Origin of the sequence: Singulisphaera photorubra (assembly GCF_045290345.1) — a bacterium.
Taxonomy (GTDB): Bacteria; Planctomycetota; Planctomycetia; order Isosphaerales; family Isosphaeraceae; genus Singulisphaera.
In genome coordinates, this window is record NZ_CP155447.1 from 9937256 (window position 1) to 9951506 (window position 14251).

The 14251-nt window shown below is 61.7% G+C and carries 13 protein-coding genes; 7 read left to right on the forward strand and 6 right to left on the reverse strand.

Annotated elements, in window-relative coordinates; all coding sequences use genetic code 11:
- Positions 1-102: 102 nt before the first annotated feature.
- Entirely contained in the window at positions 103-945 is an 843-nt protein-coding gene (locus V5E97_RS37145; RefSeq protein ID WP_406696578.1) for a TatD family hydrolase, read from the forward strand.
- 15 nt (positions 946-960) lie between these two features.
- Here V5E97_RS37145 and V5E97_RS37150 read toward each other — a convergent pair whose 3' ends face one another.
- The 4 genes from V5E97_RS37150 to V5E97_RS37165 all read right to left on the reverse strand — a co-directional run bounded on the left by V5E97_RS37150 (position 961) and on the right by V5E97_RS37165 (position 4495).
- Positions 961-1167 (reverse strand): hypothetical protein, encoded by a 207-nt coding sequence (locus tag V5E97_RS37150; RefSeq protein WP_406696579.1) that lies wholly within the window; start codon positions 1165-1167, stop codon positions 961-963.
- A gap of 134 nt (positions 1168-1301) precedes the next feature.
- Entirely contained in the window at positions 1302-2363 is a 1062-nt protein-coding gene (locus tag V5E97_RS37155) for a DUF1559 family PulG-like putative transporter (RefSeq protein WP_406696580.1), read from the reverse strand.
- A 233-nt stretch (positions 2364-2596) separates the two neighbouring features.
- A complete protein-coding gene (locus V5E97_RS37160; protein WP_406696581.1) occupies positions 2597-3505 on the reverse strand; it encodes a UbiA family prenyltransferase in 909 nt (302 codons plus the stop codon).
- Positions 3506-3598: 93 nt separating this feature from the next.
- The gene (locus tag V5E97_RS37165) at positions 3599-4495 is read right to left on the reverse strand and encodes a sugar phosphate isomerase/epimerase family protein (RefSeq protein WP_406696582.1); all 897 of its coding nucleotides are present in this window, start codon (positions 4493-4495) and stop codon (positions 3599-3601) included.
- A 217-nt stretch (positions 4496-4712) separates the two neighbouring features.
- Between V5E97_RS37165 and V5E97_RS37170 the strand changes: the two genes are divergently transcribed.
- The 5 genes from V5E97_RS37170 (at position 4713) to V5E97_RS37190 (ending at position 10685) form a co-directional block, all read left to right on the forward strand.
- Positions 4713-5681: a YfaP family protein gene (locus V5E97_RS37170; protein WP_406696583.1), complete on the forward strand. Its 969-nt coding sequence runs from the start codon at positions 4713-4715 to the stop codon at positions 5679-5681.
- Between the two features lie 475 nt (positions 5682-6156).
- A complete protein-coding gene (locus V5E97_RS37175) occupies positions 6157-7461 on the forward strand; it encodes an efflux RND transporter periplasmic adaptor subunit (protein ID WP_406696584.1) in 1305 nt (434 codons plus the stop codon).
- Positions 7462-7644: 183 nt separating this feature from the next.
- Complete coding sequence (locus V5E97_RS37180; RefSeq protein WP_406696585.1) at positions 7645-8364, forward strand: ABC transporter ATP-binding protein; 720 nt, start codon at positions 7645-7647, stop codon at positions 8362-8364.
- Complete coding sequence (locus V5E97_RS37185; protein ID WP_406696586.1) at positions 8361-9533, forward strand: ABC transporter permease; 1173 nt, start codon at positions 8361-8363, stop codon at positions 9531-9533. The genes V5E97_RS37180 and V5E97_RS37185 overlap by 4 nt, the downstream gene beginning before the upstream one ends.
- Positions 9534-9539: 6 nt before the next feature.
- Positions 9540-10685: an ABC transporter permease gene (locus V5E97_RS37190; protein WP_406696587.1), complete on the forward strand. Its 1146-nt coding sequence runs from the start codon at positions 9540-9542 to the stop codon at positions 10683-10685.
- A 181-nt stretch (positions 10686-10866) separates the two neighbouring features.
- Here V5E97_RS37190 and V5E97_RS37195 read toward each other — a convergent pair whose 3' ends face one another.
- Positions 10867-11529, reverse strand: a complete 663-nt coding sequence (locus V5E97_RS37195; RefSeq protein WP_406696588.1) for an MBL fold metallo-hydrolase — start codon at positions 11527-11529, stop codon at positions 10867-10869.
- Positions 11530-11633: 104 nt separating this feature from the next.
- Positions 11634-12755, reverse strand: coding sequence for a Gfo/Idh/MocA family protein (locus tag V5E97_RS37200; RefSeq protein WP_406696589.1), 1122 nt, complete (start codon positions 12753-12755; stop codon positions 11634-11636).
- Positions 12756-12959: 204 nt separating this feature from the next.
- Here V5E97_RS37200 and V5E97_RS37205 point away from each other — a divergent pair, with 204 nt between their 5' ends.
- The gene (locus tag V5E97_RS37205) at positions 12960-14081 is read left to right on the forward strand and encodes a Gfo/Idh/MocA family protein (protein ID WP_406696590.1); all 1122 of its coding nucleotides are present in this window, start codon (positions 12960-12962) and stop codon (positions 14079-14081) included.
- Positions 14082-14251 lie beyond the last annotated feature (170 nt).

A 14251-nucleotide genomic window follows, 5' to 3' on the forward strand; every position in this document is an offset into this window, starting at 1 on the left:
GCAAACCTGGTATCTTTAAGAGTTGGCCTGATCGCAAAACCGGCGAAAAAAATCCCTGCATGCCCAGAATGCAAGTTGTTGTACTCATGGGAGTCAAACCCGATGTCTTTCTATATCGACCCGCACATTCACATGGTCTCCCGAACCACCGACGACTACAAGCGGATGGCGCTTGCCGGATGCGTGATGGTCAGCGAACCGGCGTTCTGGGCGGGGTTCGACCGGTCAGGGCCGGAAGGTTTTCGCGACTATTTCCGCCAGCTCACAGGGTTTGAGCGAAGCCGGGCGAAACTTTACGGTATCGAGCACTTGACCTGGCTCTGCATCAATGCCAAGGAGGCCGAAAACGTTTCCCTCTCGCGCGAGGTGATCAAGATGATCCCCGAATTCCTCGACGATCCCAGCGTCCTCGGGATCGGGGAGATCGGTCTCAATAAGAACACGAAGAATGAAGCCACGGTCTTTCTCGAACATCTCGAACTCGCGGCGCGAACGCAGGAGCTGATCCTCGTCCACACCCCTCACCTGGCAGACAAGTACCAGGGGACGCGAATGATCCTCGACATGGTCCGCGACGACTCTCGGCTGGCCCCCGAGCGCGTCTGCATCGACCATGTCGAGGAGCACACGATCCGCCTCGCGCTCGACGCTGGCCACTGGGTCGGGATGACGCTTTACCCGATCACCAAATGCACGCCCGCTCGGGCCGCCGACATGATCGAACTCTATGGCACCGAGCGCCTGATGGTCAACTCGGCCGGCGACTGGGGGCACAGCGATCCCCTTGCCGTGCCCGAGCTCATTTTCGAACTCCGGGCACGGGGCCACGATGAGGCCCTGATTCGCAAAGTCGTCTACGAGAACCCACTCACCTTCTTCTCGCAGTGCTCGCGGTTTCAGTTCGCGCCTCGGAGCGCGACCCTGAGCGCGACCCAATCTGCGTGATCACGGGGTCCGCTGTCAGCGTGCAAGCGGAAGGTGCATCAACAGCCCGATTGGCGCCCCGACTTGCTTCAGCGGAATGCTCTTCGGCGTTCCGCTCGCGGGAACCGAGTCCTTGCCGGTTCCCGCGGGGGAGGGGGCCGAGGGGCCATTCGGATTTGAGTCGCAGCCGCTAACCATCACGATGGCCGCCCAGAACGTGCGGCGGAGCAATCTTCCCGTCATCGATCGAGTCCTCTGCCTGGTCACGGTCTTCGCTACGGTCCGAGTCCAACGAGCCGATGTTCTGGACCCGCTGGCTCTCGAACTGGCCATCGGAGGAGACTCGGGCGAGTTGCCAGGGGGACTTCACTCAGGGCTCAGAAGGCCTCGGCACTCACCACTTCACCGCCGTTCCGGGTCCCCAACGCACGGTAGACGGAGGGGTGGATCGCGTCCTTGAGATACTTCACCGAGCCGTCGCCGAAGAGGAACTGGGCGCCGGCTGGGTGCTGGCTCCGAAAACCCCACTGACCGTACTCCAGGTAGGTTGGGTTGCCAACCCACGCCTTGTAGTCATTGAGATCAGGCCAGTGGGTCTCTGGGGGAAGCGGATGAATCCCTCCGCCGGGATAGTCTCCAACCATCAGGTTGGCGTTGATCTTCGGGACCATGTACGCAAAGCCTTGAGGGCGGGTCGTATTCCCCCCGAGCATTGAGGAGAAGTAGCCGTAGACGCTCCAGTTGTTGCAGAACCAGTCGGGATCATTCCGAAACCGGGCCGATTCCCCCACGAAGATCGTCTGACTCGTGCCGTCGACAAATGCGGCCATCGAATAGGCCGTCTGCGAGTCAAACGCACCATTGCCGACTTCGAGATCCGAACACTTCGGTCCGGCGTAGTAGGCGATCGTGTTCCAGGTTCCCCCGGACGGAAAATACGAAGTCTGCGAATATGCCACCGGTCCCGGCCCCAACTTTGAGGAGCGCAGGTCATCGCTCGGGCAAAGGTACGATGAGATGGTCGTGAGGAGGCCCGTGCTATTGGCCGCCCCCGCATTGGCTCCCCCGATGAAAACGCCGTCGGCCCGGAGCTGAAAGTTAATCGAGTTATAGGCCGCCGATTGTTCCATGTGGGGGAGGATGAGTGCGAACATGGTGAAATTACGCGGAGCGCCCGGGCCGCTCTTGTTGAAAACACCCCCGCAATCACTGTCTGCGTCCGTCGCGCTGTGGAGCACCGCCCCCATCGGCAGACTCCCCTGAGCACTTTCGTAGTTGGCGATGGCCAGGCCGATTTGCTTGAGATTATTGCGGCATTGAGATTGCCGGGCCGCTTCGCGCGCGGCCTGGACCGCGGGGAGTAATAGGGCGATCAGGACCGCGATGATGGCAATGACCACCAAGAGCTCGATCAGCGTAAACCCACGGCGTGGTGTCACAAACGGCCCCCGAATAGTGCAGCGACGCACTTCAGATCCCACTAAATCTTGAGACTCTGCCGAATCCCCAGGCTGGGTCAGGAGACACTTTAAAAATGACACTCAGTGGTCGATGGTGCAAACGTATTTTCTACAATCCATCCATGCTTTGAAAAGCAGTAAACGGATAAGGCTGGCAAACATTGGCGATTGACACCAAAATCCGCGCTTCGGTAAGGCAGAGGTGACCCGCGTCAGGTGGAATAAATCCAACGCCCGAGGAGGTAGGCGGGGATCCAGAGAATCGCGACCGAAACGGCCGTCGCCGGGCCTCGAACGGCCGCCACGACCCCGACATTGAGCCAGACGAGGGAGAGAACTCCCGTTTTGACTGCCTGCTGAAGGGAAGCGGGGACAGGGTTCCGCAGTGCACGGGCGCCGGCCAGGTTCACGACCCAGGCAACCAGGAGGAGGACGAGCAAGCCTTCGAGCGGCAGGACCGAGCGGGAGTCGATGCCGACGGCGGGGAACAGCCGTGGTTGTAAGGCGGCGGTCAGGAGCCCTAGGAAGGCCACGTTCTCGAGGGTCAGCCCAAGATAAAGGCCCCGGGTCCGACCCGTTTCGGTCTCCGACCGACTGATCCAGGTGACCCCGACCACAAAGAGGCCGAGCGAGCAGGCGACGAGCCACCCCCCAGGGCCGCCAAAGTTGGCCGCCTGGCTCATCCCAAGGATGAGATTGAGAGCCCGACAACTTCCCATAACCTCGGGGCCGAGAATCGTCCGTTTCAGCCCTAGGTTGTAGGCGAGCACGCACGCGGCCAAGCTCAACGCAATGATGAGGCTCGAGGCCGAGCCGCTGAGTGCCGCCAGCGCAGGGCCTAGCAGAAGCAGAAAACCTCCCCCCCAGGCAGCGAACCGTCGCGAAACCCGGCCGGAAGGCAAGGGGCGGGCTGGGCGTTCCTTGAGGTCGATTTCGTAGTCGAAGACGTCGTTGAGCGCAATCCCGGCCGCGTAGATCGCCATGGACGCTCCGACGAGCGGGAGCCAACGCTCGGGCGACTCCAGGCTTCCCCGCACCAGGAGCCAGCCGGCCAGGCTGTCGGCCGCGGCGGTGAAGACGTTGGGCAAGCGGATGAGTTGCAGGTAGGGCTTGATCGCCATTGAATGAGACCGTCGCCTGAATACGCAGAAAGGATAAGAAGTGAAAACCGGGCCCTGGTTGCGGAGTCCGCGAAGCCCGGCTCATCGGATCGTTCAGGCGCCGCGTGGTGGGGCCATCAGGGGGGAGAGGAACTCGAACGCTCCCCGCGCCGCGGCGTCGGGATCGTCGCCAAACGGATAGAGCTCCACGGTGAGCCAGCCGTCGTAACCCGTCTTGCGAATCGCCGCGAAGACCTCGGGAAAATCGATCGCACCGGTGCCCGGCACCATGTGGTGGTGGACCCGGGTCGCCGCGATATCTTCGAGGTGGTAGTGGCGAATCTGGGGTGCCAGTTTGGCAATCGCCTGCGGAATGTCCTCGGAGACGCAGTACGCGTGGCCGACATCGTAGTTCAAACCGATCGAAGGAGCGTTCACCCGTTCGGCGACCTCGAGATACTGGTCGCTCGTCTCGAGCAGCAAGCCGGGTTCGGGTTCGATCAGCAAGAGAACCCCCAGGTTGTGGGCGTGCTCGGCGAGCGGCTTGAGGACTTCGACGAACAGGTCGATCGCCTCGGCCCGGGTCTGGCCCGGCGCCAGCGGTCCCCCTGGTTCGGTCGTGATATGCGGCGCACCCAACTCGGCACAAAGGCTGAGTGCGCGCCTCGTATGATCGATACGGACCGAGCGGTAGTGGGGGTCGGGTTCGATGAACGATGGATACCAGTACGGCTGACGGGCGTCGTTGATTGCGTTCATCATAAACGCATTAACGTTCGAGAAAGCGAGGTCGTTCCGCTCCAGGGCGGCGAGGATCGCCCGCTTCGGTCCTTCGAGAAGCCCCGCGGGCCAGGCATGCGGAACGTCGGCCATCAATTCCAGCCCTTCGTACCCGAAGGACTTGATCCGCTCGGCCGCCTCGTCGAACGGGAAACGGAGGTAGGCGTTGGTGCTGAACGCAAGTTTCATTCGGAACTCGTCGGTCGCGAAGGGATGTTGGATCTTTTGCATTATGGCCCACCGCAGGGGCTGGTTCAACCCGCGCGGCGGATGACTTGTGGGAACTGGGACCCCAGGAAAACCAGGTCCGTCACTGTCGGATCGGCCTTCCGGCCGGTTTTCGGACCATGCTATGCTGGATGGACCGATTAACTGAATTCCCCCTCGCCGAGAACCGTCTCGATTCACCGAAGCGCCCCAACCTTGCCTGACCCGAGGGAGTAGTGCGATGGCCAGCGAGTCGCCCAAGGTCGCCAGGGTGAGTGCCCCGGTCGCCAAGCCGGCCAGGCTGACCGCCTTCATCGTGGCCTCGGAGGAAGTCGACGACGTCGACACTCCGTTCTTCACGGCCGAGTCCCTGAAAGGTTGGGCGTCCTCCCTGGCGCTTCACGCCGTCTTCCTGCTCTGTCTCGCATTCTGGTATTTTGCACCGAACGTGGATGCATACAAGCCACTGAATGCAAGGCTGGCGGGAACCGAACGGGGGGTCGACGAGGGCCTCACGCTCACCGGCGGTCTGAACACGACGCTCACCCTGCCTGCCGACCCGACGCCCGCCCCTCAGGATCCCTTACCGGCGGCACTCGCCCCACTCGATCTCCCCTCGCTTGAACCCAAGGTGGGGGTGAACTTCTCGGGCGCCGAGAAGGCCTCGGCCGACGGCGGGATCGAAAATAACAACCCGGGGGCCGGCAACGGCGACGGCTTCGGACTGGCGAAGTTCGGGCAGGGGGGGGAGAGCATCCGCGGCGTCGAGGTGAAGGTGGGAGACCCGCAGTTCACCCTGATCTGGGATAACGATGCCGACCTCGACCTTCATGTCATCGAGCCGGGGGGCAAGGAGATCTATTGGGAGGATCCCAAGGGCAAGGCAGGTCTCGGGGGAGAGCTCGACGTCGACAACACGAAGGGCTACGGACCGGAAAACGTTTACTGGCTTCGGGATGATCCGACCGGAGACGGGCCGGTCAAGGGGAAGGGCCCGGCGGGCGAGTATAAGTGGTTCGTGGTCTATTGGGGAGGGTTCGGCGGAATTCCCAAGCCGACGCGATGGAAGGTCCGAATCAAACACGACGATCGAGTCACCGTCGTCACGGGCAAATTTCGGGCGCTCAACGAGCGGAGCCGGATCTACTCACTCACCGTCAAACCGCCCGAAGCCGAAGTCACCAGCGAGCTGAGCAAGGACGCCCGGTAGGCATCGACGCGTGGATCAAGTTCGCGGCGAGGAAAAAGAGAAGGGCGTCGGCAATCCGCCAGGTTCGCCGACGCCCTCCACTCTCACCCTGGAACTAACTTCAGTAGAAATCATCGGTTGCGAACTGCCGTCACTCTAGCCAAAATCTATCAATTGCAAGGATTAAGCCGACAGCGAGAATCCCGCATCCCACCGATGCGGATCGCACGCCGGCTGACATTCAAGCGTACGTTGCTCACCGGCGCATCGACTGGCCCAATGTTCCCTTGGAGAATGTCATCGTGCCGCCCGGTTGTCATCAAATTCGAGTAGACGCAGCCGGCGAGAGTCGCAATACTACTGACCAAATGAACCTCAGTGCTTTCCATCGTGTCTTCTCTCGAGGACACGTGTGACTCTCTTAAGATTCTCGTAAAATCGGCAACACTTCAAATACCGTTCTGGCTATACCCATAGACGGGAAGGGATCGAGCCCATGGCGAGCAGTCTGCGCGACGATCTCGCTTCACTGAAGATTGACCGACATCACACAGAGCCGAGAGAGGCTCCGCGTGATCGCCGGCCCAAGCAAGGCCAAGACCACGGTCAAATTCGAAAACGAAACGGCATCGGCCTGGCGACGATCTTACTCTGGCTGATCCCCCTGACCCTGCTGGGGACAGCAGGGGGCGTGGCCTATCAGCAGTACGAGAAGATCAGGGCCAAGCCGGAAGTGACCGTCGGATTGGTCCAGACGATGACTTCAGGGGAAGCGGAAAAACTGCTGAGCGCCAAGGGTTACCTGAAATCACGCCACCAGGCAATGATCGGCGCCACGATTCCGGGCCGCGTCGAACGGATGTTCGTCGAGGAGGGATCGAAGGTCAAGAAAGGGGAGGTGCTGGCCGTTCTCGAGCACGACGATCTCAAGGCCATCCTTGCCTCGAAGAAGGCGATGCTCCAGAAGAATGAGGCCGAAATCCTCGAAGGCCGACTCGACTTGAAGCAGAAAGAGCGTGAGGCCACTCGTGCCGCGCGGCTCTACAACCAGAAAACGGTTGCGATCGAGGAGATCGAGAAAGCCAACGCCGCGCGGGACATGGCCTCCGCACGGGTCGGTGCCGCGGAAGCCTCGATGAAGTTAACCCAGTCGAATATCGAAGAGACTCAGGAGATGATCCGCCGGATGCACCTGTTTGCCCCGTTCGACGGAACGGTGGTCGAGAAACAGGGAGAAGAGGGGGAGGTTATCACCCCTTCGGCGATGAGCGCATCGATCGGCCGATCGGCAGTCGTGTCGCTGGCGAACCTCAGCACGATGGAGGTCGAGACCGACATTGCTGAGAACCTCCTCTCACGCGTTGCTCTGGGGCAGCCGGCCGAAGTCTCCGTCAGTGCCGTGCCCAACATGCACTACCGGGGCCGCCTCCGTCAGATCATTCCGATGGGGGACCGAAGTCGAGGAACGATCAAGGTGAAGGTCGAGATCCTCGACCCGGACGAACAATTGTTCCCGGAACTCGTGGCCACCGTTCACTTTCTCCCCGACAAGGCGCTCAACAACCCCAATGCGAACCGTGCCTTCCTCTTCGTCCCCAAAGCGGCCGTGATCGAAGAGAATGGGCACTCGATCGTCTGGGTCATCAACGACCAATCGCGAATCTCCAAACGTCGGGTCGAGGTCGTCGTGACCACCGACGATCTGACCCGAGTCGATGCGGGACTCAAAGAGGGCGAATCCGTCATCTTGAACCCCGCTAATACGTTGCGCGAAAATATCGAAGTCAAAGTCTCCGAGTAACCCCCGGTTTTCGAGAAGCGATCAACGGCTTCGGCGAATCCCATAGGAGATAAGGCGATTTCGTCCTGTCGTGCGCCCTTGGGTCGAGACGGGACTGGGGACAGTACAAACTGGCCGTCACGATTTCCGAATCTGTTGGTTCGGAATTCGATCGGCTGTGTGCGAGATGAAAGGCCCAATCGCATGGATGATTCCCCCTATTCGATTGAGTTGAAGGATGTGACCAAGGAGTATCGCCGCGACGAGTTCCGGATCCCGGTTCTCGTCAATCTCGACCTTCGCGTCGCGGAAGGCGAATACCTTGCGCTGATGGGTCCGTCGGGATCGGGCAAGACGACCTTGCTCAACCTGATCGCGGGTCTCGACCGCGCCTCCCAGGGCTCGGTCGTCGTCCATGGGCAAGAGCTCGGAGCGTTGACCGACTCGCGGATTACCCGCTGGCGGGCCGACAACGTGGGCTTCATCTTCCAGCTCTACAACCTGATCCCGGTCCTGACCGCCTTCGAAAACGTTGAGCTCCCGCTCTTGCTGACAAAGCTTTCCAAGCGGCGGCGGCGAGAAAACGTCATGACAGCGCTTCGGGTTGTGGGACTCGAGGGGCGCGAAGATCACTATCCTCGTCAGCTCTCCGGTGGTCAGGAGCAGCGCGTCGCCATCGCCCGAGCGATCGTGACCGATCCCTACTTGCTCGTTGCCGACGAACCGACCGGCGACCTCGACCGCACGAGCGCCGGCGAAATTCTCGACCTGCTCGAGCAACTCAACCGCGAGTTCCAGAAGACGATCGTGATGGTGACGCACGACCCGCTCGCCGCGCAGCGAGCCAGTCGCGTCCTGCATCTCGACAAGGGCAAGCTTGTCGATGACATCATGCAGGACACCAAGATCGGGGTCGCCTCATGAAGTACTTGCATTACATCTATCGCAACGCCAGGCGCAACCCGGTCCGGTCGATGCTCACCATCGCATCGACCGCCGTCACCCTCTTTTTAATGATGATCCTGGTCTCGTTCTTCACCATCAACAGCGAAGTTGCCAAGGGACTGGGAGAGTACAACCGAATCGTCGTGATGAACTCACAAGGGTTCGCCGGCCAGGTTCCGATCAGTCGCGTCCGCGAGATCGCCGCGAACGAACAGATCATCGCCGCCACCCCGTTCAGTTGGTACGGCGGGAAGTACGGCGAGGAACAGATGCCGTTTGCTCAGTTCGGCATCGACCCCGACACGATTTTCAAGATCTACGACGAGCTCACCATTCCGGCGGACCAACTCAAAGCGTTCCGTGAAGACAAATCCGGCTGTGTCATCGGCAGCAAACTCGCCGAAGATCGGGGCTGGAAAGTGGGCGACTCGTTGCCGCTCAAGGGAGACATCTACCAGTTCGACCTCGACCTGACGATTCGAGGCATCTATGACGGCCCCCATGACCGCGACCGTCGGATGTGCATGTTCCATTGGAGCTACCTCGACGAGGGCCTGAAGCGCATCTCGAAAGGGGAGGGGGCGGGGTCGGGCAACGCCGGCGTCATCGTCGCCAAGTGTGCGGACTCGGGTCAGATCGCAAGTCTCTGCCGCAAGATCGACGCCGACTACCTCAATACCGATAAGCCCACCCGAACCCAGTCTGAAGAGGCGTTCGGGGCGATGTTCAGTGAAATGATGCGCGACCTCCAGTGGCTGATCGCCGCCATCGGCATGGCCGTTCTCGTTTCACTCATCTTCGTCGCGGGCAATGCCATGGCCATGGCACTCCGCGAGCGGACGACCGAGGTTGCGATCCTCAAGGCAATCGGCTTCAACCGAAGCCTCGTGCTCAACCTCGTGCTGGCCGAGGCGGTCCTGGTCGCCGGAATCGGGGGATTGCTCGGCTCTTTTGGGTGCAAGATCCTTTGCGACGTCGTCGATATTTCGCGCTACAGTGCGGGGACCTTGCCCTTCTTCTTCGTCCCCTGGAGGACGGCCCTCACCGGATTGCTCGTCTCGCTCCTAATCGGACTACTCAGCGGCATCATTCCGGCCGTGACCGCGGCGCGGCGATCGGTGATCCAAGGACTGAGGAAGGTGGTCTAGCCCGTCATGATCCCGATCAAATACAACACGCGAAACCTACGGGTCCGTTGGGTGACGACGCTGCTCACGGTCCTCGGGACCGGCATGATCGTCTGGTCGTCGTGCCTCCTGTTCAGCCTGGTCGAGGGACTCCAGCATAGCATGACGGTCTCGGGCGACCCGCTCGACCTGATCATCCTTCGCAAGGGGTCGTCGAACGAGGTCAACGGCGGTTACGCCAAGGACAAGGCCGACTCGATCCTGACCCTGAGCGGGATCGCTCGCGACGAAAAAGGGATACCGCTCGCCGCCCCGGAGTTGTTGTACATCCCGGTCGTTGAACGCAACGACGGCAGCCGGACGAACATCATCCTTCGAGGCGTCTCCCACGCATCCCGCGCGTTACGGCCGAACTTCGAGATGATCCCCGGCCAGGGGCGCTACTTCACGCCAGGGCGTGGCGAGTGCGTCGTCAGCCGAAACGTCTCGAAGCGATTCAAAGGCGCGAAGATTGGCGGGCTGATCAAGGTCGGTGACAAACAAGTCTATCGCGTCGTCGGCCTTTTCACGGCCAGCGGAAGCGCCGCGGAGAGCGAGGTCTGGGTGGATATCAAAGACCTGTCCCGTGACATCGCCCGCGAAGGGAGCGTTTCCTGCGTTCAACTGCGTGCGAGCTCGCAAGCCGACCTCGAACGGATCAAGAAAACCATCGATAATGATACCCAGTTCAAACTCGAGGCACTCCGCGAGAAGGAGTTTTACGCCAAGCAGTCGGCGACGGGAAACTTCCTGAAGGCCGCGGGGACCTTGATCGCGGTGCTCCTGACAATCGGTGCGATGTTCGCCGCCGCCAACACGATGTACGCGGCCGTCGGAGCCCGAACGCGCGAGATCGGCACACTGCGGGCGCTCGGCTTTTCGCAGTTCGACATCCTGGTCTCCTTCCTCGGCGAGTCGGTCCTGCTTTGCTTCTTGGGGGGAGCGCTCGGCCTGCTCGCAACGATCCCGCTGAGCGCCTTCAGCTTCGGCATGAGCAATTTCAACACGTTCAGCGAGTCGACCGTCACATTCCGATTTGGACCACTGGTGATGGGCGTCGCCGTGGCCATGACGTTCGCGATGGGCATTTTCGGGGCCTCTTCCCCGCCATCCGCGCGGTCCGGATGGACGTGATCAAAGCGCTTCGCGAGCTCTGAGATTCACCGCGCCCACCTGGTTCGTTTCACACGGCCGATATGCGAGCGGGGAGCGTGAACTCACGCTCCCCGCTCGCCTCGGTTTCGCAATCAGGATTCCGCACTTCGAGTCGCGCGAACATCCCAGCCCGTTGGGATTCTCACGGCAAGGGCGGGCTTCAGCGGGCATGGTCGAGGACAACGATTCTTCGGCTCTCGGGAAGCGAGTTGCGGGTAACCTCCAGCCAACTCCGCCCTGGGCGATCGACGGGAGTTTCAGGCAGGACTTCGAGGAACCGCTCCACGGGTTGGATCTTGAGGTTGATCCTTGGCGTCTTGTAGTGCATCGGGAGAATCAGACGAGGACCGATCGAGTCGAGCAGGGGGGGGAGCTCGGAAAGCTCAATCGTCGGAGGGCCTCCCGCGGCCGCGAGCACGATTTCCGCTCCACGCAGCGGCTTCAGGTCCGACTCGTCGAGGGCATGCCCCAGGTCGCCGAGAAAGACGACGTGGAGACCTTCGACCCGAAAATGGACGATGGTCACTTCGTCTTCGGGCTTTCGCTCGGGCGTCTCGTAGACGTGGACCGACTCGAAATGGATCCCACACGCGGTCTCCCCTTCGGGAGGGATCTCGAGCGCCTTGAGCACTTGAAATGGCGGCCGGATCTGGCCCAGGTGGCTGTGATACCGGTCGTTTTCATGGCTCACGACGACGAGGTCAGCTGGCTCATCGATCGGCTCATAGCCGCCGGAGTCGGGCGAACGAAAGGGGTCGAGGATGATCCGACGCCCCTCGGTCTCGATCAAAAAGGCGGCGTGTCCGTACCAGGTGATTCGCATTTGGGATTCCGTCGCCAAGGGCCTGGAGCAATCCAAAGCAGATCGCCTCGACCAAGGCGAGCCCGGATCGAGGCGTCTGAAGTACTTCGGGATCGCCCCTCGGATCAGAACGTGGGGATCACCTTTTTCTCTCCCCCTTGCATGGCCGACTCGTGAGCCAGCAGGCCGACCATCGTCCAGTTCGCCGACGTCGCGGCATCGGGCAGGGCGGGGCGTTCCCCTCGAATGGCGCTCAGCCAGGCATGAACCAGATGCGGGTGCGAACCGCCGTGTCCCCCCCCCTGGGTGAACGAAAGGTGCTGTTCGTCGTCAGCGTCGTAGACGCCTTTGGTCGTGAACCGCTGGATTGGCTCCGGCAAGAGGTGAGCGAAGTCGGGAACCGGCACTCGCTTCGGAATCTCGGGTTCGGCGAGCCCGCGCGTGTGGATCACCGGTTCTTCGCCATCGACCTGCTGCCACTCGAAGCTCTTCTTGCTGCCGTAGGCGTCGAAACTCTCGCGGTACTGCCGCGCCGTGTCGAACAGGCTACGTGTGACCTCACCGCAGACGTCAGAGTCGCGAATCTTGAAGGTGGCCGTCTCGATGGCAAACGGGCTGCCATACTTCGGGATCAGCTTCTCGTCGATCCGCCCCGACCCATGGCAGACGACGTGCTCGGCGTGCTTCCCGAGGATCGCCAGGCAGGGGCTGACGCAGTGAGTGGCATAGTGCATCGGGGGAAGGCCTTCCCAGTAGCCGGGCCAACCTTCCATATCTTGCTGGTGGCTCCCCCTGAGGAACTGGAGTCGGCCGAGCTCGCCCTGATCGTAGAGGTCTTTGACGAAGAGGTATTCGCGGCTATAGACAACCGTCTCCATCATCATGTAGACCTTGCCCGATGATCGCTGCGCCTCGACGAGGGCGCGGCAATCCTCCACCGAAGTGGCCATCGGCACCGTGCAGGCGACATGCTTGCCGGCCTTGAGGGCGGCGAGACTCTGGGGCGCATGGTCCTGAATCGGCGAGTTGATGTGGACGGCGTCGATCTCCGGGTCGTTGAGCACGTCCTCAAACCGGGTATACCGCTTCTGGATCTTCCAACGATCGCCGCACTCGTCGAGTTCTTTGGTCGAACGTCGGCAAATGGCCGCAACCTCGGCGCCTGGGTAGCTCTGGTAGATCGGGATGAACTCAGCCCCGAAGCCCAGGCCAATAATGGCCACGCGAATATTCGGACTCTTTGCCATGAGACTCGCCCCAGGTGACCTGCGAGGAAATGTGACCGGCCTCTTGCGGTGCCGCATGCAGGATAGTAGGACGGTATCCTGAAGGCAAGTCATTGGGGCCAGGGGCGTCTTGAGCAACCCCCACTCGTGCGCAGTCCCCCCATCCATCCCGCTTGTCCGTATCAGAGACACCTACGCCAGCAAGTTAAGGAGAGACCGAGTCCGATGTCGAACGCATCCACAACGAGCAAGGTGAGGGTGGCCATTATTGGTGCGGGCGCTGTCAGCGACTACCACCACGTCCCCGCGCTCCGCCTTGACCCTCGCGCCGAACTCGTGGCCGTCTGCGATGCGGACCCGAATCTTCTCGAGCGACGGAAAGCGGACTGGGGCATCACCAAGGTGACGACTGACCCCGTCGCGCTCTGCGCGGATCCCGACGTCGACGCCGTGATCATCGCGACGCCGAACTTCACCCACAGCCCAATCGCCCTGGCGGCGGCGGCGGGGAAGAAGCACATGATGTGCGAGAAGCCGCTCGGCCTGAACGCGGAAGAGGTTCGCGGGATGTACCTCGCCGCGCGTGATGCCGGCGTGGTCCACATGACGGCGTTCACCTACCGATTCGCCCCGTCCATGAAGTATCTCCGGCACCTGCTCAAGTCGGGCGCCCTGGGCACCCCGCGCCACTTCCGCTCGCAACGTTTCCTCGATTGGCCCGAAACGAGTTGGGGCTGGCGTCAGTACCAAGACAAGGCAGGGGCCGGCGACCTCTATGACATGACGATCCACCGCATCGACTTCGCCCTCGACCTGATGGGTCCGCTGACCCAGGTCTGTGGTGCGGTCGCCCGGTTCGCGCCCCGGACCACGACTCCCGACGGCAAGTCATGCCCCCCGTCCAACGTCGATGACTGGTCCTCCCTGATCGGCGAATTCGCCAACGGTGCCACCGGCGTCTGGGAGGGGACCACCCTGGCCAAAGGCTACGGCCGCGACGGATTCGGTCACGAATGGGCTGAAGTCAACGGGTCGGAAGCGTCGGCCGTCTACCGCCTCCACGAGCCGAACACGATCCTGCTCGGCAAGACCGGGGAAGACCTCGCCCCGGTGCCTGTCCCCGCCGAATTCCTGAAACCGAGCGGCAGTCCGCGCGACCCCTCGGAGGGAAAACCGGCCACCGTCTTCCGCTACGACCTGGTTTGGGAGTTCATCTCCGCCATCGTCGAGCAGCGCCCCGCGGTCCCGAGCTACCTCGACGGGCTCAACGCCCAGATCGTGGCCGATGCCGTCCTGGAGTCCTACCAGCAGCGTAAGTGGATCGATACGGTCCTGGCCGACGCCTGATCTTCGTTTCGGCAGCGGGTCATGGCCCTCGCGAACGCCCGGATTGCCGTCGCAATTCCGGGCGTCTTCCTTTTTTGGCTGATCCGTCCGGCATAACGCTCCCAACCCCAGCCTCCGAAGTCGACACGCCTTACTACGGCCACGAGGATTTGTGTTTAGGAGCGGCGACG